18 protein-coding genes are annotated in these 18,958 nt (G+C 63.9%); 12 read left to right on the top strand and 6 right to left on the bottom strand.

Features of this window, described 5'->3' with window-relative positions:
- Nucleotides 1-54: 54 nt before the first annotated feature.
- Together NPX02_RS17260 and glnK are read right to left on the bottom strand one after the other, a co-directional pair.
- Nucleotides 55-1,332, bottom strand: coding sequence for an ammonium transporter (locus NPX02_RS17260; protein ID WP_260295064.1), 1,278 nt, complete (start codon nucleotides 1,330-1,332; stop codon nucleotides 55-57).
- Nucleotides 1,333-1,370: 38 nt separating this feature from the next.
- A complete protein-coding gene (glnK, locus tag NPX02_RS17265) occupies nucleotides 1,371-1,709 on the bottom strand; it encodes a P-II family nitrogen regulator (protein WP_260295066.1) in 339 nt (112 codons plus the stop codon).
- A 479-nt stretch (nucleotides 1,710-2,188) separates the two neighbouring features.
- On the opposite strand from glnK, the gene ubiK reads away from it, so the two are divergent.
- The 7 genes from ubiK (at nucleotide 2,189) to NPX02_RS17300 (ending at nucleotide 8,606) form a co-directional block, all read left to right on the top strand.
- Nucleotides 2,189-2,446 carry a ubiquinone biosynthesis accessory factor UbiK gene (gene ubiK, locus NPX02_RS17270; protein WP_260295067.1) on the top strand — a complete coding sequence of 86 codons (258 nt, stop codon included), beginning with the start codon at nucleotides 2,189-2,191 and terminating at the stop codon, nucleotides 2,444-2,446.
- A gap of 56 nt (nucleotides 2,447-2,502) precedes the next feature.
- Nucleotides 2,503-4,014, top strand: coding sequence for a YifB family Mg chelatase-like AAA ATPase (locus tag NPX02_RS17275; protein ID WP_260295069.1), 1,512 nt, complete (start codon nucleotides 2,503-2,505; stop codon nucleotides 4,012-4,014).
- 106 nt (nucleotides 4,015-4,120) lie between these two features.
- Nucleotides 4,121-4,576: a hypothetical protein gene (locus NPX02_RS17280; protein WP_260295070.1), complete on the top strand. Its 456-nt coding sequence runs from the start codon at nucleotides 4,121-4,123 to the stop codon at nucleotides 4,574-4,576.
- A gap of 215 nt (nucleotides 4,577-4,791) precedes the next feature.
- Nucleotides 4,792-6,711 carry an ATP-binding cassette domain-containing protein gene (locus NPX02_RS17285; RefSeq protein WP_260295071.1) on the top strand — a complete coding sequence of 640 codons (1,920 nt, stop codon included), beginning with the start codon at nucleotides 4,792-4,794 and terminating at the stop codon, nucleotides 6,709-6,711.
- 120 nt (nucleotides 6,712-6,831) lie between these two features.
- On the top strand, nucleotides 6,832-7,191 hold the full coding sequence (locus NPX02_RS17290; RefSeq protein ID WP_260295072.1) for a hypothetical protein: 360 nt from the start codon (nucleotides 6,832-6,834) through the stop codon (nucleotides 7,189-7,191).
- Between the two features lie 71 nt (nucleotides 7,192-7,262).
- Nucleotides 7,263-8,090 carry a 23S rRNA (adenine(2030)-N(6))-methyltransferase RlmJ gene (locus NPX02_RS17295; RefSeq protein WP_260295073.1) on the top strand — a complete coding sequence of 276 codons (828 nt, stop codon included), beginning with the start codon at nucleotides 7,263-7,265 and terminating at the stop codon, nucleotides 8,088-8,090.
- A gap of 249 nt (nucleotides 8,091-8,339) precedes the next feature.
- Nucleotides 8,340-8,606, top strand: coding sequence for an RNA recognition motif domain-containing protein (locus NPX02_RS17300; RefSeq protein WP_260295074.1), 267 nt, complete (start codon nucleotides 8,340-8,342; stop codon nucleotides 8,604-8,606).
- Nucleotides 8,607-8,855: 249 nt separating this feature from the next.
- On the opposite strand, the gene NPX02_RS17305 is transcribed toward NPX02_RS17300, so the two are convergent.
- Genes NPX02_RS17305 through NPX02_RS17315 form a run of 3 tightly spaced genes read right to left on the bottom strand, consistent with a single transcriptional unit; the run spans nucleotide 8,856 to nucleotide 13,737 of the window.
- Entirely contained in the window at nucleotides 8,856-11,918 is a 3,063-nt protein-coding gene (locus tag NPX02_RS17305; RefSeq protein WP_260295075.1) for an efflux RND transporter permease subunit, read from the bottom strand.
- A complete protein-coding gene (locus NPX02_RS17310; protein ID WP_260295076.1) occupies nucleotides 11,915-13,018 on the bottom strand; it encodes an efflux RND transporter periplasmic adaptor subunit in 1,104 nt (367 codons plus the stop codon). Before NPX02_RS17310 ends, NPX02_RS17305 begins: the two co-directional genes overlap by 4 nt.
- Nucleotides 13,015-13,737: a TetR/AcrR family transcriptional regulator gene (locus NPX02_RS17315; RefSeq protein WP_260295077.1), complete on the bottom strand. Its 723-nt coding sequence runs from the start codon at nucleotides 13,735-13,737 to the stop codon at nucleotides 13,015-13,017. Before NPX02_RS17315 ends, NPX02_RS17310 begins: the two co-directional genes overlap by 4 nt.
- A 189-nt stretch (nucleotides 13,738-13,926) precedes the next feature.
- Here NPX02_RS17315 and NPX02_RS17320 point away from each other — a divergent pair, with 189 nt between their 5' ends.
- Nucleotides 13,927-14,568: an SGNH/GDSL hydrolase family protein gene (locus tag NPX02_RS17320; protein ID WP_260295079.1), complete on the top strand. Its 642-nt coding sequence runs from the start codon at nucleotides 13,927-13,929 to the stop codon at nucleotides 14,566-14,568.
- Between the two features lie 240 nt (nucleotides 14,569-14,808).
- On the opposite strand, the gene NPX02_RS17325 is transcribed toward NPX02_RS17320, so the two are convergent.
- A complete protein-coding gene (locus NPX02_RS17325) occupies nucleotides 14,809-15,609 on the bottom strand; it encodes an MOSC domain-containing protein (RefSeq protein ID WP_260295080.1) in 801 nt (266 codons plus the stop codon).
- Nucleotides 15,610-15,811: 202 nt separating this feature from the next.
- On the opposite strand from NPX02_RS17325, the gene NPX02_RS17330 reads away from it, so the two are divergent.
- The 4 genes from NPX02_RS17330 (at nucleotide 15,812) to serB (ending at nucleotide 18,931) form a co-directional block, all read left to right on the top strand.
- Nucleotides 15,812-16,927: a PilT/PilU family type 4a pilus ATPase gene (locus tag NPX02_RS17330; RefSeq protein ID WP_260295081.1), complete on the top strand. Its 1,116-nt coding sequence runs from the start codon at nucleotides 15,812-15,814 to the stop codon at nucleotides 16,925-16,927.
- A gap of 207 nt (nucleotides 16,928-17,134) precedes the next feature.
- A complete protein-coding gene (locus NPX02_RS17335) occupies nucleotides 17,135-17,401 on the top strand; it encodes a GIY-YIG nuclease family protein (RefSeq protein ID WP_260295082.1) in 267 nt (88 codons plus the stop codon).
- A gap of 30 nt (nucleotides 17,402-17,431) precedes the next feature.
- A complete protein-coding gene (locus NPX02_RS17340) occupies nucleotides 17,432-17,716 on the top strand; it encodes a YcgL domain-containing protein (protein WP_260295083.1) in 285 nt (94 codons plus the stop codon).
- A 3-nt stretch (nucleotides 17,717-17,719) separates the two neighbouring features.
- Nucleotides 17,720-18,931: a phosphoserine phosphatase SerB gene (gene serB / locus NPX02_RS17345; RefSeq protein ID WP_260295084.1), complete on the top strand. Its 1,212-nt coding sequence runs from the start codon at nucleotides 17,720-17,722 to the stop codon at nucleotides 18,929-18,931.
- The last annotated feature ends 27 nt before the right edge of the window (nucleotides 18,932-18,958 follow it).

Here is an 18,958-nt window from a genome sequence, read left to right on the forward strand (position 1 = left end):
CAAAAAAAAGGGGCGCCACCCGGGCGCCCCAACTCGTCGCATTGAGATGCGTTATCAGATGCCGGAGCCGCGCGAGCCGACAAACTCGGGGTAGGCTTCCAGCCCGCACTCACTGAAGTCCACGCCGTTATATTCATCCTCTTCGGAGACCCGGATACCGACCGTCGCCTTGAGCACCAGCCAGACCAGGAAGCTGGCCGCGAAAACCCAGCCGAAGATCACCAGCAGACCGGTCAGCTGTGCGCCGAAGGTGGCGTCGCCATTGGAGAAGGGAACCGCCAACAGGCCCCACATACCGACCGCACCGTGTACCGAGATGGCACCGACCGGATCGTCGATCTTCAGCTTGTCCAGCGACAGGATGGCAAACACCACCAGCACGCCACCGATCATTCCCACCACCGTGGCCCACAGGGGGCTGGGCGCCAGGGGCTCCGCCGTGATCGCCACCAGACCGGCGAGCGCGCCGTTCAGGGTCATGGTCAGATCGGCCTTGCCGAAAATGGCGCGTGCGGTCAGCAGAGCCGCGATCACGCCACCGGCCGCCGCCGCATTGGTGTTCACGAACACCGCGGCCACCGAATTCGCCTCGCCCACATTGGAGAGCACCAGTTCCGAACCGCCATTGAAGCCGAACCAGCCCATCCACAGGATAAAGGTACCCAGGGTTGCCATTGGCATATTGGCGCCGGGAATGGCGCGGATTTCGCCGTCGGCACCGTACTTGCCCTTACGCGCCCCCAGCAGCAGCACACCGGCCAGGGCGGCGGAGGCACCCGCCAGGTGGACCACGCCGGAACCGGCAAAGTCCTGGAACCCAAGCGCATCGAGGAAACCGCCGCCCCACTTCCAGTAACCCTGCATCGGGTAGATGAAGCCGGTCATCACCACGGCGAATATGAGGAAGCTCCAGAGCTTCATACGCTCGGCCACGGCACCGGAGACGATGGACATGGCGGTGGCCACGAACACCACCTGGAAGAAGAAGTCGGACATGCCGGAGTAGTAGTCGCCGTCATACCAGCCCGCCGGGTCCTGACCCAGCACGGCCGCGGCATCGTTGTCACCGCCGAACATGAATGACAGATCGAGCGCGGGAATCACCCCGTTACCCCCCTCCGGATACATGATGCCGTAGCCCATCAGCATGTACATGACGCAGGCGATGGCGTACAGCGCCACGTTCTTGGTCAGAATTTCGGCGGTGTTCTTGGCTCGCACCAGGCCCGCCTCCAGCATGGCGAACCCCGCCGCCATCCACATCACCAGCGCACCGGATACCAGGAAGTAGAAGGTATCGAGGGCATAGCGAAGATTGAGTATATCTTCCATAGCATTAACCTCTATATTTTAAAGCTTATTGTTTGAGTTCAGAGTGCATCCGGGCCGGTCTCGCCGGTACGTATACGCACCACCTGCTCCAGATTGGCGACAAAGATCTTGCCGTCACCGATCTTGCCGGTTTTGGCCGCCTCGCTGATCGCCTCGATCACCTGATCCAGCTTGTCGGCGGCAATCGCCACATCCACCCGAATCTTGGGCAGAAAATCGACCACATACTCGGCGCCGCGATAGAGCTCCGTGTGACCTTTCTGACGACCGAATCCCTTCACTTCCACGACGGTGATACCGGAAACGCCAATCTCCGAAAGCGCTTCACGTACGTCATCCAGCTTGAACGGCTTGATGATTGCAGAAACCAGTTTCATACATGTTCTCCTGCTGTTTTTAAGATGGTGAGCCATTTTGTCCATGGACCGGAACCAGCCGGTCCGGCTTGCCCTCTCTTTTGCAGCTCCCGTGCCAACAGTAATTTTTAATTTATATTCAATAAGATAAAAAAAACCAGACAGAACACATGGTAAATAAGGCGCACCAAGAAGAGGCTGCGCGAAATATACGCACTAATCTGGTGCAAACAAAATCGAGGGGTTGGCCCGTCATCCCGCGCCGCGGGACTCAGGGCCACGTCATCTAAACACGCAACTGGTTGTGAGCATGGATCTGCCTGCTTGATTGACGGGTGTCCGCGGCCATGGATGGCCGCGGCAAACCCCCAGGGATGGGTTTACGGCGTCCCGGCAAGCAAGCAGGCAGATCCTCGCCCCGCCCGAATTCAGATGACATCGTCCCACCATCCCGCGTCGCGGGACTGGACAACCGCCCCCGCCCCCGCTATCTTGCGCCCATGATTGACTCCAAGCTTTTAGATGATCTCGCCAAGCGGGTGGCCGGCAGCCTGCCCGCCGGTCTGCAACTGCTGCAGGAAGACCTGCAGAAAAACCTGCGTTCGTCACTGGAGGCCGGCCTCGGCCACCTGGAGCTGGTGACCCGGGAAGAGTTCGAGATCCAGCGCGCCGTGCTGCTGCGCACCCGGGAGAAACTGGAGGCGCTGGAACAGCGCATCGCCGATCTGGAAGCGGAGACAAAACAGTCCGCTGATTGATGACCACGGAAGCCGTTCAGTGACGACCGGCCCGACACTCGCCACGGAAGGTGAACATGTCCCTCGCTACCCTGCATAGCCGCGCCCGCAGCGGCATCCGCGCCCCGCTCGTCACCATCGAGGTGCACCTGGCCAACGGCCTGCCGGCCCTCTCCATCGTCGGTCTGCCGGAGATGGCGGTGAAAGAGAGCAAGGACCGGGTGCGCGGCGCCCTGCTCAACTCCGGCTTCGAATTTCCCGCCCGCCGCATCACCATCAACCTGGCCCCGGCCGACCTGCCCAAGGAGGGCGGGCGGTTTGATCTGGCCATCGCCCTGGGCATCCTGGCCGCCTCGGGCCAGATCCCGCACCTGGCACTGGACCAGTATGAAATCATCGGCGAACTGGCCCTCTCCGGCGCCCTGCGTCCGGTCAGGGGGGTCCTGCCGGTGGCCCTGGCGGCCCGGGAGGCCGGACGCGGCCTGATCCTGCCCGAGGGGAGCGCCGCCGAGGCCTCCCTGGTGAGCCGGATCCCGCTGTTTCCGGCCAATCATCTGCTGGCCGTCTGCGACCACCTGATCAAGGGCGACGGCATCGCCGCGTTGGCGGGTTTTGCCGCGGCCCCGGTGACGGTCCGCCACCCCGACCTGGCCGATGTGCGGGGGCAGACCCACGCCAAGCGGGCGCTGGAGATCGCCGCCGCCGGCAGCCACAGTCTGCTGATGATCGGGCCGCCCGGTACCGGCAAGTCGATGCTCGCCTCCCGTCTGCCCGGCATCCTCCCCGGGATGAGCGAGCAGGAGGCGCTGGAGACGGCGGCCATCCGCTCCATCAGCAGCCTGGGCTTCTCCGCCGCCGACTGGCGCCAGCGGCCGTTCCGCGCCCCCCATCACACCGCCTCCGGGGTTGCCCTGGTGGGGGGCGGCGGCAATCCGCGGCCGGGGGAGATCTCGCTGGCTCACAACGGGGTGATGTTTCTGGATGAACTGCCGGAGTTCGACCGCAAGGTGCTGGAGGTACTGCGGGAACCCCTGGAAAGCGGCCAGGTGACCATCTCCCGCGCCGCCCGCCAGGAGCAGTTCCCGGCCCGCTTCCAGCTGATTGCCGCGATGAATCCCTGCCCCTGCGGTTATCTGGGTGACAGCAGCGGGCAACTGTGTCGCTGCAGCAGCGACCAGGTGGCGCGCTATCGCGGCCGCATCTCCGGGCCGCTGCTGGACCGTATCGACATGACCATCGAGGTTCCCCGCCTGCCGGCCCAGGCCCTCCAGGAGAGCGGGCCCGCCGCTGCCGAAACGAGCGAAACGGTGCGTGCCCGGGTAGAGCAGTGCCGGCAGCGCCAGCTGGTGCGCAATGGCTGTCCCAACAGCCAGCTGGCCGGGCGCCGGCTGGACGAAACCTGCGGCCTTTCCGCCGAGGCAAGCCAGCTGATCACCCGCGCCATGGACCAGCTGGGCCTCTCCGCCCGCGCCTATCACCGCATCCTGCGGCTGGCCCGCACCATTGCCGACCTGGTGCAATCCGATACCATCCACACCGCCCATCTCAGCGAAGCCATCGGTTACCGGCGCCAAGACCGCCGAAATTAGCGGCGCTGTCATAGCGCTGTAACCCTTTCGCCACACAACCGTAAGATCCTGACTACACTGAATGATAAGGGCCTGATTTGCACCGGTCAGAGGGGGGAGGTGTCGCATGAACTATCGTATTCTGCTCATCCTGGGAGTGCTCGGTGGCCTGTTCAGTCTGAACGGCTCCGCCGCCAACCCGAACGACTGCGACAACCCCTTTACCCACAGCGCCGAATACCCCCCCGCGCAGCTGCGCCAGGTGGCTGCGAAGTGTGATGAAACCGCCATCGCCAACCTGTTCTATAACCGCGCCTATCACGCCGAGCTGCTCGACAAGTTCCATATACTCACCCGGCTGCAGGCCCACCAGCCGACTGACGACCTGACCCACTACCACACCCAGCGCATCTTCATCGCCCTCGCCGAGGCGTTCGCCGGCCGCGCCTGGGAACGCGGCGAGGCGCAGGCTATCACCCTGCTCAACCGGCAGTATGACCGCTCCATCGAGATTGCCGAATACCAGCTGAAGGGCTATGACGTGCTCGCAGCCCGCACCCGCCGGGCACCCGTCGCCCGCTGAACCCTGGAAAACCACGGATTCACACAGATAAACACGGATTCCGGATTCTGATCTCCTATCTGTGTGAATCCGTGTCCATCCGTGGTTCCTTACTAACCGGCCCGGGATAACCAAACCGCTGATAATTGAATGGCTACTGAAAGCCATACTTAGAATGGCTGTCTTTCCACGCGGATGCTCCCTATCCGCAGCAGAAAGCGGTAGAATCCGCCGCCATGCTCAGATTCGACAGACTCAGCCTGCGGCGCGGGGTAAAACCGCTGTTCGCCGACGCCAGCTTCATCATCCATCCCGGTCAGCGGGTCGGCATCACCGGCGCCAACGGCACCGGCAAATCGAGCCTGTTCGCCCTGATCCGCGACCAGCTGCATGCCGATGCCGGGGATTTCTACCGCCCCCGGGACTGGGTCATCGCCCACGTCGCCCAGGAGACCCCGGCCGACCCGCGCCAGGCGCTCGACTATGTGCTAGACGGCGACGAGGAGCTGCGCCGCATCGAACAGCAACTGGCGCAAGCCGAGCTGGCCCACCAGGGCGAAAAGGCGGCCGAACTGCACGCCCGGCTCGACACCATCGGCGGCTACACCGCCCGCTCCCGCGCCGCCCGGCTAATCCACGGCCTCGGCTTCCGCCCCGGCGAGGAACTCCATCCGGTCAACAGCTTCTCCGGCGGCTGGCGCATGCGCCTCAATCTGGCCCGCGCGCTGATGTGCCGCTCCGACCTGCTGCTGCTGGACGAGCCTACCAACCACCTCGACCTGGACGCGGTCATCTGGCTGGAGGAGTGGCTCAAGGCCTACCCCGGCACCCTGCTGCTGATCTCCCATGACCGGGATTTTCTCGATGCCGTCACCAGCCACATCGCCCATATCGAGCAGGAGCGCATCACCCTCTACAGCGGCAACTACTCCGCGTTCGAACGGGTTCGCGCCGAGCGCCTGGCCAACCAGCAGTCGGCCTTCGAGAAGCAGCAGCGGGAGGTGGCCCACATCCGCAGCTATGTCGACCGCTTCCGCGCCCAGGCAACCAAGGCGCGCCAGGCCCAGAGCCGGCTCAAGGCGCTGGAACGGATGGAGCTGATCGCCCCGGCCCACGTCGACTCGCCGTTCCACTTCAGTTTCAGGACACCGGACAAGACTCCCAATCCGCTGCTCAAGCTGCTGGAATCCAGCGCCGGTTATGGCGAGCGACAGATCCTCGACCGGGTCAAGCTCAACCTCGCGCCGGGTGATCGCATCGGCCTGTTGGGCCCCAACGGCGCCGGCAAGTCGACCCTGATCAAACTGCTGGCCGGCGAACTCCAGCCGAGCGGCGGCAAGCGGGAGACGGCGCAGGAGCTGAAGATCGGCTACTTCGCCCAGCACCAGCTGGACCAGCTCAATCCGCAGGAGAGCGGCCTGGCCCACCTACTGCGTCTCGACCCCAAGGCGACCGAACAGTCGCTGCGCGACTTCATCGGCGGCTTCGGATTTGCCGGGGAGCGCGCCGACAGCCCGGTGGCCCCCTTCTCCGGCGGCGAGAAGGCGCGCCTGGTGCTGGCCCTGCTGGTCTACCAGCGGCCCAACCTGCTGCTGCTGGACGAGCCGACCAATCACCTGGACCTGGAGATGCGCCACGCCCTGGGCCTGGCGCTGCAGGATTTCGCAGGCGCCATGGTGGTGGTCTCCCATGATCGGCACCTGTTGCGCACCACCACCGACCAGTTGCTGCTGGTGCACGGCGGCAAAGTGGACGAATTCAAGGGCGACCTGGACGAATACCCCCGCTGGCTGGCCGACAACCGCAACGCCGACCAGCGCCAGGAGAAAAACGGCGGCGTCGTCGAACACAGCGCCGGCGCCCGCAAGGAGCGCAAGCGTGCCGACGCGGAGCGGCGCAGGCAACTTCAGCCGCTGAGAAAAGCCGTGGAACAACACGAAAAAATGCTCGAGCAGCTGACCGGCAAGCAGCACATCCTGGAGACCGCCCTGGCCGATCCCTCCCTCTACGAGTCCGGCCAGAAGGACAAACTGAAACAGCTGCTGGCCGACCAGAGCCAACTCACCCGGCAACAGCAGCAGACCGAAGAGGCGTGGCTGGAGGCGTGCGAGGCCCTGGAGTCCGCCGAGACCGCATTGAGTGGCGAACTGGACTAAGGGCCCGCGATTTGCAGTTAATCACCAGAGGCGGGATCATGGCCGCTAACGCAACAGCTGGATCGGCGAGGGTCAGGCGAATTCGCCGATTACCCGGGGACAGCAGCTCAGGAGAATAAAATGTCCGTTGATGACGTGGTGTGGGTTCTTAAAGAGAATAAAGAGGTAATGGAATCCTATGTCTTGATTCGCGAAATAAAGTTACAGCTGGAGCTGGAACACGAGCGCTTTCATCCGGAGCTGAAGATAAAAATATACAAAAGCACCCTGATTCCGGATACCCCGTTCCATTTCGAAGTCAGCCATCATGTGCATACGCCTGAGCAGGCGGCCCCCTATTATCCCACTCGCATATCCTATGGGTCCGAGCGTGAGGCGATCCAGCAGGCCATTGCCACGACGACCCGCTTTCTCAAAGCGGCATTGCACGCCGGTCACGAGCCCGAGGAAGCGTGGCTGGTGCGAAACGACCGGTTCTGACCCGGCTCACTTGCCAAAATGGCGCTTTGGGTGCACATTGTCGCCCCACCCAGCGTTCCCGGTGTACCTTCATGCTCAGTTATCGTCACGCCTTCCACGCCGGCAATTTCGCCGATGTCTTCAAGCACCTGGTGCTGGTCAGGAGCCTGGAGTATCTGCTGCAGAAACCGGGGCCGCTGCTCTATATCGATACCCATGCCGGTGCGGGAAGCTATCCGCTCGACAGCGCCATGAGTCGCAAGACCAACGAGTATGCGGATGGCGCTGGCGCCTTGCGGCTCGCCGAACTGCCAGCGGATTTTGCCCCCTATGGCAAGCTGATCGAACGCTACCGCAGGCGCCGGATCTATCCCGGCTCACCGCTCATCGCCGCCGACCTGCTGCGCGAACAGGACCGGCTGCGGCTGTTTGAGCTGCATCCCACCGATTACCCGAAACTCGCCCGGCTGTTTGCCAGGGACCGTCGTGTGCGCACCGAACAGGGTGACGGACACCATGCCCTGAAGTCCCTGCTGCCGGCGCCGCAGAAACGCGCCCTGGTACTGATGGACCCGGCCTACGAGGTGAAGCGTGAGTACCAGACGGTGGTGGAGTCGCTGCTGGCCGGCTACAAACGCATGGCCAATGCCACCTTCCTGCTCTGGTATCCGGTGGTACAGCGCGACTGGATCGAGCGCCTGATCAAGCAGTTGCGCGCCGCCAAGCTGAAGGATGTCTGGCAATTCGAGCTGGGCATGCAGGCGGATAACCGGGAGCACGGCATGACCGCCAGCGGCATCATCGCCATCAATCCGCCCTGGGTCCTGCCCGGGCAGATGGGTGAACTGCTGCCGCTGCTGCAGCAGCAGCTGGCACCCGCCCGGGGGTTTTATCTGGTCCGGCAGATCACGCCCGGATAACGGCCCTAAGTCGTTGCGGATCATTTCCACGCTGACAAAACCCGCTCCTCGGGCACTAACAGGGGTATAATCAGCGCACTTTCCAAAACACGGTGACCCCATGAAAAATTGGCAGGATAGACAATTTCCACGGCCGAAGGCCGCCCGTCAGGGTGCGGCACAGGGATGTGCATGCCGCATGACAAGACGGCAGGATAGCCGTTTTGCACAGCGAAGCTGCCCGAAGGGTGCGGCACAGGGATGTGCCGCATGAAACTCCTGATACGCAACCTCGCCCGCAGCACCACCGAAGCGGAACTCCGCGCCCTGTTCGAGGCGTACGGCACGGTGCAGTCCTGCACCCTGGTGATGGATCAGGCGAGCGGCCAGTCGAAGGGTTTCGGCTTCGTCAACATGCCCAAGCCGGGGGAAGCCAAGGCGGCGATGAAGAGCCTGAACGGGCAGGAGCTGGCCGGCAGCCGGATGCGGGTGAAAAAGGCCGAGACACCGCAGGCAAAACCAGGCAGCGACGACTAGCAGCAATGGTGGATGTGCCTACCGAATTGTCCACCCTTAAGACTACAACCTGTAGGATGCGGTGCGTAAAACGAACCGCATCGGTCCGGCGGCCAGCCAATGATGCGGTTCGCAAGCTCACCGGCATCCTACCCAAAAAACCGGTCATAGGGCGCCCCGTGGGCGCCTAACCCACCCAAAGCTGAATCAGCTGTACCCCGCTAATAAAATTGGAAGACTACCAGCCACACCCCGCATTACCGGAACCACTCAGCCGGCCTGCTCCTCCCGTTCCAGCGCCAGTTGCGCCTTGTTATGGTCACGCGCCAGCAGCAGATAGAAGGCCGGCAGCACAAACAGGGTGAAGAAGGTGCCGATCCCCAGCCCGGTGGTGATGGTGAGACCGATATCGAAGCGGCTGACCGCCCCCGGGCCGCTGGCGGTCAGTAGGGGTAGCATGGCCACGATCAGCGCCACGGCGGTCATCAGGATCGGCCGCAGGCGGATCGCCGCGGCCTTTTCCACTGCCTCGCGCTTCGACAACCCCTCCTTGATCTGCAGCTGATTGGCGAACTCCACGATCAGGATACCGTTCTTGGCCACCACCCCGATCAGGGTGATCAGGCCGACCTGGGTGTAGATATTCACCGAGGCCAAGCCGAGGGTGATGAACAGCATCGCCCCGGCGATGGAGAGCGGTACCGAGATGAGGATGATCAGCGGATCGCGCCAACTCTCGAACTGGGCCGCCAGCACCAGGTAGATCACCAGCAACGACAGGAAGAAGGTGACCACCAGACCGCTACCCTGTTGGGCGTACTGGCGCGAATCGCCGGCATAGTCGTAGCTGTAGCCCTTCGGCAGCAGCTCCTGGGCCTGGGCCTCCAGGAAGGCCAGGGCATCACCCAGCTTGACCCCGGGGAAGGTCACCCCCTCCACCGCCACCGAGTTGAGCTGCTGGAACTGGGTGCGTTTCGAGGGTTCGACCCGGCTCTCCATGCGCACCACGCTGGAGAGCGGCACCAGCGCGCCGCCGCCGCTGCGGATATAGTAGTCGTCGAGCATCGCCTCGCTGAGCCGGTAGGCCTGCTCGACCTGGGGTATCACCTTGTAGCTGCGGCCATCGAGATTGAACCAGTTGACGTGGCCGCCACCCAGCATGGTGCCCAGGTTGCGGCCGATATCCTGCATGCTGATGCCCAGGTCCCCCGCCCGGTCGCGGTCGACCTGCAGGCGGGTGACCGGGCGGTCCAGGTCCACCGATTTCTTCAGGAACATGAAGTTGCCGCTGCCCATGCCGCGACCGATGATCTGATCGGCCAGCTCGATGATCTCTTCATAGGTGCGGTCGCTGGTAATCACGAACTGCACCGGCAGGCCGCCGGCGGAACCGGGCAGGCTGGGCCGGGGAAAGGCCACGCTCTGGAACCCGGCCACCTTGTCCAGGGCCGTCTGGACCTCCGGCTGCACCATCGTCTGGGTGCGCTCGCGCTGGTCGATGGAGGTCATCTTGAAGCCGCCGAACACCGTGTCCTGGGAGCGCCCGAGGATGTAGAAGCCGTCGTTGTACTCGGGAATCCCCTGAAACTCCTGCTGGATCTGCCGCGCATAGGCGCGGTGGTAATCCAGGGTGGCGGTGCGCGGACCGCTGGCCTGGAAGAAGAGAATGCCCTGATCCTCGGTCGGCGCCAGTTCGTTCTGGCTGGTGACGAACATCAGGTAGACGGCCGGCAGGGTGAGCAGGGCGAAGATGACGCTCACCGACACGGTGGAGAGCGAACCGTGCAGCAGCCGCCGATAGCCGTCGGCCAGCCAGCTGAAGAACGCCTCGACCCGCTGCTCGAAGCGCCCCTGGCTGCCGTGGGGCTTGAGTACATGGGCGGAGAGCACCGGCGAGAGGGTCAGGGCGACGATACCGGAGATGATCACCGCACCGCTCAGGGTGAAGGCGAACTCGGTAAACAGGGTGCCCACCAGCCCGCCCATGAAACCGATCGGCGCATACACCGCCAGCAGGGTGGTGGTCATGGCGATGATCGGCACCGCCATCTCCCGCGCCCCGTAGATGGCGGCGTGGAACTTGGTCTCGCCGCGTTCGATATGCCGATGCACATTCTCCACCACGATAATGGCGTCATCCACCACCAGACCGATCGCCAACACCATGGAGAGCAGGGTCAACAGGTTGAGCGAGTAACCCAGCAGCAGCATGACGAAGGCGCCGCCGATGAGCGACAGCGGTACCGCCACCGCCGGCACCGCGGCGGCGCGGAATGACCCCAGCGTCAGGTAGACCACGAACAGCACAATCAGCACCGCCTCGATAATGGTGCGGTAGACCTCGTCGATGGAGTTCTGAATGAAGGTGCTGGCATCGTAGGGGATCATCACCTGCATCCCCGCCGGCAGCTGGGCGCGGATCTTCGGCACCTCGTCATTGACCAGCCCGGCCACGGTCAGCGGGTTGGAGCCCGGCGCCTGCTCGACGGCGATGAACACCGCGGGGATGCCGTTATACCAGGCGGTGGAGTCGTAGTTCTCGGCCCCCAGCTCGGTGCGGGCGATATCCCCCAAGCGCACCAGCGCGCCGTTGCCGCCCCGCACCACCAGGCGCTGAAAATCCTCTGCCCGATTGATGTCAGTGCTGGCGGTCAGGTCCACCGCCACGTAGCGGCCCTTGGTCGAGCCGATACCGGCCAGGTAGTTGTTGGCCCGCAGCACCCCGGCCACATCATCGGCGGTCACCCCCAGCGCCGCCATGCGCCGAGGGTCGAGCCAGATGCGCATGGCGAACTGCTGGCCGAACATGCGCGCCTTGGCCACCCCGGGCAGGGCCTGCAGCTGCGGCTGCACCACCCGCAGCACATAGTCGGCGAGCTGCACCCGGGATATCTCCTGGCTGTAGAAGGCGACATACATCAGGGCGGTGGAGTCGCCGGTGGTGGACTCGATCACCGGATCCTGGGCATCCGCCGGCAGCACATTACGCTTGCTGGCCACCTTGGCCTGGATCTCGGCGACGGCGGCGTTGGCATCGTAATTGAGCTCCATGTGCACTTCGATGCTGGAGCTGCCCTGACTGCTGGTGGAGAACAGGTAGTCGATGCCGTTGGCCTCGGCGATGGCCTGCTGCAACGGGGTGGTGACAAAGCCTTTTACCAGGTCGGAGCTGGCCCCCGGGTAGTTGGTGGTCACCTTGACCACGGTGCTGTCGATGACCGGATACTGCCGCACCTCCAGCATGCCGATGGAACGCAGGCCGACAATCAGGATCAGCAGGCTGACCACCGTCGCCAGTACCGGGCGTTTGATAAAGATGTCGGTGAAGTTCATTGTTCCACGACCTGGCCGTCATCCAGTACTACCGAATCATCGATGGTGACCGGCTGGCCGTCGCGCAGCTTGACCAGGCCGGCACGCACCACCCGTTCCCCGGCCGCCAGGCCACGGATGACCGCCACCCGTCCCTCGCGCACCGTGCCGGTCTCCACCTGACGCCGTTGCACCCGCAACCCCCCGCCCTCGGCTTCGCCGATGATATAGGCGAAATTGCCGTAGGTGTTGTAGCTGATGGCGGTACGCGGCACGGTGAGCACCGCATTTTCATTCTGCATCAGGGTCTCGACCTCGGCGAACATCCCGGGACGCAGACGACGCTCCGGATTGGGTACCGTGGCGCGGACCCGGATCGAACGGCTGCCCTCGTCCACGCCGGCATCGATGGCGCTGACGCGGCCGCTGAACGGCGCATCCGGATAGGCGGCAACCCGCAGCCGCACCACCTGGCCCGGGGTCACCCGGCTGAACTCGCGCTCCGGCAGCGCATAGTCCACGTACAGCGGATCCAGGGCCTGCAGGCTGACGATCGGGGTGCCGGCCGGGAGAAACTGTCCTTGGTCCACCTGGCGGATGCCGAGGATGCCACTGAAGGGGGCCTTGATGACCTTCTTGCGCACCGTGGCCTGCTGCTGCGCCACCTTGGCCTGGGCACTTTCATAAGTCGCCTTGGCGATATCGAACTCCGATTTGGAGACCGCCTGCTTCGGCATCAGCTCGGCGGTGCGCCGGAACTGCACCTCGGCCAGGCGCTGGTCGGCCTTGAGTGACTCAAGGGTGGCCAGTTCCACCGAATCCTCCAACCGCAGCAGGACCTCGCCGGCCGTGGCCACCTGACCCGAGTCGAAATTGATCAGACTCACCATGCCCGGCACCTCGTTGGTGATTTCGATGCCGCTCTGCGCCCGCAGGCTACCCACGGCGCGCAGCATCGGCTGCCAGTTCTCCTGTCGTACCCGGGCCGAGGCGATCACCGCCGGGGGGCGGGGCGCGGTCAGTTGCGCGTTCATCTGCTGGAACTGCTGGAACTTCCAGTAACCGACGCCCGCGGCAGCGCCACCGAACAGCAGCAGGAGAATAATCAGCCGTTTAATCATGTATCTCTATCCTGGGAATTTAGCAATGAAACCGGGTCGCCAGCCGCGGCACCGGAAGTGCCCGCCGCGGGTTCGCACAAACAGCCGTGAAACAGCAGATCACCCGCCATCTGCGCGAAACGGCGGGGATCGTCGGCGAAATCGACAAAGGGAAAATGACGCAACACGTTGCGGCTCTGAAAGAAAAACACATTGGTGCTGATGATCAGGTGCGCCAGCAGCGCCGGGTTCAGGTCGCGACGGAATTCGCCGCTCTCCTGCCCCTCGCGCACAATCGCCAGCAGCTCGCTGAAACCTTCGAGGAACACCTGCTCGGCCAGCTCCTTGCCCCCCTCGGGGCTGGACTCCATCACCTCGCGCACCACCAGGCGCGAGACCTGTTCCCGGCGCAGCAGGGTCTCCAGGTGATGGGCGAGGAAGGCGGAGAGCTGCTCGGTAACCGTGCTCCCGGAAACCCGCCCCTGGCGCAACGCCGCGCTGCTGTCGCGGCAGGCTTCGCGGATCACCGCCAGGTAGAGCTCATGCTTGCTGCGGAAATGGTGGAACACATTGGCCTTGCTCACCCCGGCGCAGCGCGCCAGCTCGCTCATGGAGGTGGCGTCGTAGCCCTTTTCGGCGAACAGGCCGGCGGCGACATCGAGAATGGCCTGCGCACTGGGAGAACGGGAGTCATCCCCCTGTGCCGGATTGGGGGTATCGCTGGCTTGTGATGGTGTCATTGGAAACTCTGGTTTACTGACTGACTGACTGACCGGTCGGTCAGTGATATTTTAGCGCCGGTGATTCTTCCCCACAAGCCCTGCTCGCCACGCCGGGTTCACAGCCGGCATGGCGGCCCGGGATAATGTCCATGCAACGGCCCGCTAGCCAACCGGGTCCCTAACACCGACACTCGGGAGAACCGACATATGGACCAGATGCTCGTCTATGCCGACAGCCTGAGCTGGGGCATCATCCCCGACACCCGCCTGCGCCTCACCTTTACGGAGCGCTGGCCGGGGGTTTTCGAACAGGGTCTGAACGCCCGGGGTCACCCGACACGGGTGATCGAGAACTGCCTCAACGGGCGCCGTAGCGTTTGGGAAGACCCGTTCAAGGCGGGCCGCAACGGCAGCGAAGGGCTGGCGCAGGTGATGGAAATGCACGCCCCGCTAAGGCTGGTGCTGCTGATGCTGGCCACCAACGATTTCCAGCGCAGCCACGACAATAACGCCTGGCTGTCGGCCCAGGGCGTGGCGCGGCTGGTCCAGATCATGCGCCAGGCGCCGATCGAACCCGGCATGCCGGTGCCGGATATACTGCTGATCGCCCCACCCCTGATCGGCCAGCCGAAAGGCGCCATCGCCGGCAAGTTTGCCGGCGCTGACCGGCGTTGCCAGGGGCTGGTGGAGGCGCTACGCGAGGTGGCCCGGGAACAGGCCACCGGCTTCTTCGACGCCAACCGGGTGATTCGGGCCAGCCCGGTCGACGGTATCCACCTGGACGCGGCGGCGCACCGGGTGTTGGGCGAGGCGATCGCCACCGAGGTGGCGGCCATGCTGAACGGGTAGTTTTGTAGGGTGGGTTAGGCGCGCCCGGCACCGGGAAGGCCGATTGCATTGCACCTTGCGCGCGCCGTAACCCACCATTCGGCGGTCGGGGAGTCGGTGGGTTACGCGGCGCCCGGGTAGTGTCGTAGTCAGGAAGAACAGACAGGGGTCGGAGTCAAGTCGCGTAGCGGCGGTGGAAGATTCCTACCGATCCGCGCGACTTGACTCCGACCCCTTGCCCGCGAACCCAGGGTAGTACGGCTACTCCAGCACCTCAACCGTGCTGCCGAGCCGCAGCTCCCCGGTCCCGTCGTGCAGCAGGTTCTGACCGAAAAAGACCTGGTTGCCCTCGCGCCGGTAGCGATTGAGGGTGCGCAGCGGCTCCACCCCCTTCTCGCCGGTCTCGGGATTGATGGTGGGGATGACGCAGCGGGAGCAGGGCTTGGCGACCCGGAAGGTGAGTCCACCGATGCGGATGCGCTGCCAGCTGTCCTCGGCGTAGGCGGCGCAGCCCGAGACCACCAGGTTGGGGCGGAAGCGCAGCATCGGCAAGGCTTGCTCCAGCCGGCTGTTGAGGTCGTCCAGCGAGGCCTGGGAAATGAGCAGGAAGGGGAAACCATCGGCGAAGCCGACCCGGTCCTGCGGACCCGCATAGGTGGGATCAACCGCCCGCTCGGTCTGCTCCGGCATGAAGAACAGCCGGCAGTCGATGCCGAGAAACCGGCTCAGCCAGGCGGCCGACTCCGCGCCGGCGCTCTGCGCCAGGCACTGGTCGCGCCACACCTGCACCGTCTCCGGCTCCATGTCCGCGGGTTCGAACGCCACGTCCAGGTCCGGCATGGCAGGCGCCGACAGCCGCAGCCCCCCCGGCGTGAGCGCGGTGCGAACCAGCGCCATGCGCGGATGCTGACGCTGGGTGATGAACTTCCCGGTCCCATCCACCACCATCCAGTGGCGGTCGAAATGGATCCCCCGGCCATCCACCGGCGCGCGCTCCAGGGCGATGCCGCGCAGGGATTTCACCGGGTAAAAAAAGAGTCCGCTGAGAGTCAGTTGGCTCATGTGTGCTCCTTTCAACAGCCAGGCGGTCAGAGTGGTTTGACCGGTTAGTGCCGTATTATCCGGCCTGGCAGAATTTGTCCACAGGGGCTGGCGTGATGGACTTCACAAATATCCTCAAAACCCGCCCTTCATTCTTAGGAAAATCTGCCGCCTATAATGGGACAAGAAATGCCTATGAGCCAGCCCGCCGGAGAAAATAGTTATGGAGATCATCCCCTACCTGAAGCTGATGGTTCAGAAAAACGGTTCTGACCTGTTTTTCAGCACAGGTGCCCCTCCCAATCTGAAGGCGGAGGGACGCACCATGCCGATCGGCGACACCCCGATGGCACACGGTGCGGTACGCAAGCTCGCCTACTCGATCATGAGTGATGACCAGATCTCCGAGTTTGAAGGCACCATGGAGTGCAACCTGGCCGTCTCCATGAAGGGGCTGGGGCGGTTTCGTGTCAATGTGTTCCGCCAGCGTGGCGACGTCTCCATGGTGATCCGCTATATCAAGGGCGACATTCCGACCATCGAGGAGTTGAACCTGCCGCAATCACTGAAGGACCTGATCATGATGCCGCGCGGCCTGATCCTGGTGGTGGGTTCCACCGGCTCGGGCAAATCCACCTCGCTGGCCTCGATGATCGACCACCGTAACGCCAGCGCCACCGGGCACATCCTCACCATCGAGGACCCGGTGGAGTTCCTGCACACCCACAAAAAGTCGGTGGTGGATCAGCGCGAGGTGGGACTGGATACCCTCTCCTACGAGGTGGCGCTGAAAAATGCCATGCGCGAGGCGCCGGATGTGATCCTGATTGGCGAGATCCGCGACCGCCAGACCATGCAGCACGCCATCGCCTACGCCGAGACCGGCCACCTCTGTCTCTCCACCCTGCACGCCAATAACGCCAACCAGGCGTTGGACCGCATCGTCAACTTCTTTCCCGATACGGCCCATCATCAGCTGTTCATGGACCTGTCACTCAATCTGAAGGCGGTCGTTTCGCAACGCCTGATCAAGAGCAAGGATGGCAGACGGGTACCGGCGGTGGAGATCATGCTGCTCACCACCTTCGTCGCCGAACTGATCCAGAAGGGCGATATACACGCCGTCAAGGAGGCCATGGAGCAGGGCAACGAGCGCGGTATGCAGACCTTCGACCAGGCCCTCTACAAGCTCTACAAGGATGGCAAGGTGACCCTGGAGGAGGCACTGGCCAATGCCGACTCGCGCAACAACCTGTCACTGAAGATCCGCCTCGCGGAGAGCGGCAATGTGGAAGGTAACAGCGGCGCCATGGCCATCTCCGACGAGGAGTTCTTCTGAAGCCGGCCAACCCGGACCGGGTCACCGCTGAATAACTCAAGTTTCGGAGTTCAGTTCTGAACGCCGGGCGGGCCACCCCCTTTCCGGGACGCGGTGTGAATACGTCCCTGTACGCTCGGCGTCGGCATCCATGCCTCCGACGGTCCCGGAAAGCGGGTAGCCCACCCTGAACGACCCTTGTGAACTCCGAAAACTGAGTAAATAAGCATGCGAAACTGGTATATCTATATCCTGCGCTGTGGCGACGGCACGCTCTACACCGGCGTCACCACCGATGTCGAGCGCCGGCTGCGGGAGCACAACCACGGCCCGAGAGGTGCCAAATACACCCGCGCCCGTCGCCCCCTGGCCCTGGCCTATCAGGAAGCGGCCGAGTCACGCTCGGCCGCCTGCCGGCGGGAATGGGAGATCAGACAGCTGAGCGCCGCGGAAAAGCGGTGCCTGATCTCTGCGCGGCCGGGGAATTCGCGTTAGAATAGCTGTTTTCAGCCTGCGTCCGACACCATGACCGAAACGCCGAACACCACCCCCTGCTGGATCTACCGCAGCAGCAAGAAGGATGAGATGTACCTCTATCTCGCCCGCCAGGACGCCTTCGAGGATGTGCCACAGGCGCTATTACAACGCTTCGGCACCCCGCTGCCGGTGATGGAGCTGGCGCTGCACCCCGACCGCCAACTGGCACGCGAGGATGTCAGCAAGGTGATCGCCAATCTGCGCAGCCTGGGCTACCACCTGCAGATACCACCCAATCTGGTACCGGAGCTGTATGACGGCGAGACCATCTGAATCATGCGCGAAATCATCCTGCTCAACGTCACCGGCAAGGATCACCCCGGTCTGACCGCTTCCCTGACCGGGGTACTGGCCGATCACCGGATCAATATCCTCGATCTCGGCCAGGCGGTGATCCATGACCACCTCTCGCTGGGCATGCTGCTGGAGATTCCGCCCGAGGCCCAGTCGGGACCGGTGATCAAGGATCTGCTGTTCCAGGCGCACCAGCTGGGCCTGCAGATCAATTTCACCCCGATTGACGAGGAGGCCTACGAGACCTGGGTCAGCCACCAGGGGAAACTGCGCTATATCGTCACCCTGCTGGGACGCAAACTGGGCGCCAGCACCATCGCCCATGTGGCCGAGGTGGTCTCCCGGCACGACATGAACATCGACGGCATTACCCGCCTGTCGGGGCGCTTCTCCCTGCGTAGCGCCAACCCCCACCGCCGCGCCTGTGTCGAATTCACGGTGCGCGGCGAGCCCGCCGACCTGGGCGCGCTGCGTCAGGATCTGCTGGAGATCAGCAGCCGCGACGAGGTGGACGTGGCATTCCAGGCCGACGACCTGTATCGCCGCAACCGGCGCCTGATCGTGTTTGATATGGACTCCACCCTGATCCAGGTGGAGGTGATCGACGAGCTGGCCAAGGCCGCCGGTGTCGGTGAGGCGGTGGCCGCGATCACCGAGTCGGCGATGCAGGGCGAGATCGACTTCAAGGAGAGTTTCCGCCGCCGCATGGCCCTGCTCAAGGGGCTGGACGCGTCGGTGCTGGCGGAAATCGCCGAGCAGCTGCCGATCACCGAGGGGGCGGAACGGCTGATCTCCAACCTGAAACGGCTCGGTTATCAGGTCGGCATCCTGTCCGGCGGCTTCGGCTATTTCGCCCGCCACCTGCAGGAGAAACTGGGGGTCGACTTCTTCTCCGCCAACGAGCTGGATATCCGCGACGGCAAACTCACCGGCGAGGTGAAGGGCGAGATCGTCGACGGCGCCCGCAAGGCCGAACTGATGCAGCAGATGGCGCGCGACCTTGGCATCGGCCTGGAACAGGTGATCGCGGTGGGCGACGGCGCCAACGATCTGCCGATGCTCAGCCTGGCCGGCCTCGGCGTCGCCTTCCATGCCAAACCGGTGGTGCGGGAAAATGCCCGCCACGCCATCTCCACCCTGGGACTGGACGGTATACTTTATCTGCTCGGGGTACGCGACCGCGAGGTCAAGTGAACCCGGTCCTTCTTCAACACAGTCTGG

The organism is Sedimenticola hydrogenitrophicus, from assembly GCF_025175675.1.
GTDB classification, from domain to species: Bacteria; Pseudomonadota; Gammaproteobacteria; order Chromatiales; family Chromatiaceae; genus Sedimenticola; species Sedimenticola hydrogenitrophicus.

What these genes read in the sequence shown, in the direction of transcription:
- NPX02_RS17260 (WP_260295064.1), bottom strand. Translation starts at nt 1,332, where the DNA reads ATGGAAGATATACTCAATCTTCGCTATGCCCTCGATACCTTCTACTTC.
- NPX02_RS17290 (WP_260295072.1), top strand. Translation starts at nt 6,832, where the DNA reads ATGTCCGTTGATGACGTGGTGTGGGTTCTTAAAGAGAATAAAGAGGTA.
- glnK (WP_260295066.1), bottom strand. Translation starts at nt 1,709, where the DNA reads ATGAAACTGGTTTCTGCAATCATCAAGCCGTTCAAGCTGGATGACGTA.
- NPX02_RS17280 (WP_260295070.1), top strand. Translation starts at nt 4,121, where the DNA reads ATGAACTATCGTATTCTGCTCATCCTGGGAGTGCTCGGTGGCCTGTTC.
- NPX02_RS17330 (WP_260295081.1), top strand. Translation starts at nt 15,812, where the DNA reads ATGGAGATCATCCCCTACCTGAAGCTGATGGTTCAGAAAAACGGTTCT.
- NPX02_RS17285 (WP_260295071.1), top strand. Translation starts at nt 4,792, where the DNA reads ATGCTCAGATTCGACAGACTCAGCCTGCGGCGCGGGGTAAAACCGCTG.
- NPX02_RS17295 (WP_260295073.1), top strand. Translation starts at nt 7,263, where the DNA reads ATGCTCAGTTATCGTCACGCCTTCCACGCCGGCAATTTCGCCGATGTC.
- NPX02_RS17335 (WP_260295082.1), top strand. Translation starts at nt 17,135, where the DNA reads ATGCGAAACTGGTATATCTATATCCTGCGCTGTGGCGACGGCACGCTC.
- NPX02_RS17340 (WP_260295083.1), top strand. Translation starts at nt 17,432, where the DNA reads ATGACCGAAACGCCGAACACCACCCCCTGCTGGATCTACCGCAGCAGC.
- NPX02_RS17275 (WP_260295069.1), top strand. Translation starts at nt 2,503, where the DNA reads ATGTCCCTCGCTACCCTGCATAGCCGCGCCCGCAGCGGCATCCGCGCC.
- NPX02_RS17305 (WP_260295075.1), bottom strand. Translation starts at nt 11,918, where the DNA reads ATGAACTTCACCGACATCTTTATCAAACGCCCGGTACTGGCGACGGTG.
- ubiK (WP_260295067.1), top strand. Translation starts at nt 2,189, where the DNA reads ATGATTGACTCCAAGCTTTTAGATGATCTCGCCAAGCGGGTGGCCGGC.
- serB (WP_260295084.1), top strand. Translation starts at nt 17,720, where the DNA reads ATGCGCGAAATCATCCTGCTCAACGTCACCGGCAAGGATCACCCCGGT.
- NPX02_RS17320 (WP_260295079.1), top strand. Translation starts at nt 13,927, where the DNA reads ATGGACCAGATGCTCGTCTATGCCGACAGCCTGAGCTGGGGCATCATC.
- NPX02_RS17325 (WP_260295080.1), bottom strand. Translation starts at nt 15,609, where the DNA reads ATGAGCCAACTGACTCTCAGCGGACTCTTTTTTTACCCGGTGAAATCC.
- NPX02_RS17300 (WP_260295074.1), top strand. Translation starts at nt 8,340, where the DNA reads ATGAAACTCCTGATACGCAACCTCGCCCGCAGCACCACCGAAGCGGAA.
- NPX02_RS17315 (WP_260295077.1), bottom strand. Translation starts at nt 13,737, where the DNA reads ATGACACCATCACAAGCCAGCGATACCCCCAATCCGGCACAGGGGGAT.
- NPX02_RS17310 (WP_260295076.1), bottom strand. Translation starts at nt 13,018, where the DNA reads ATGATTAAACGGCTGATTATTCTCCTGCTGCTGTTCGGTGGCGCTGCC.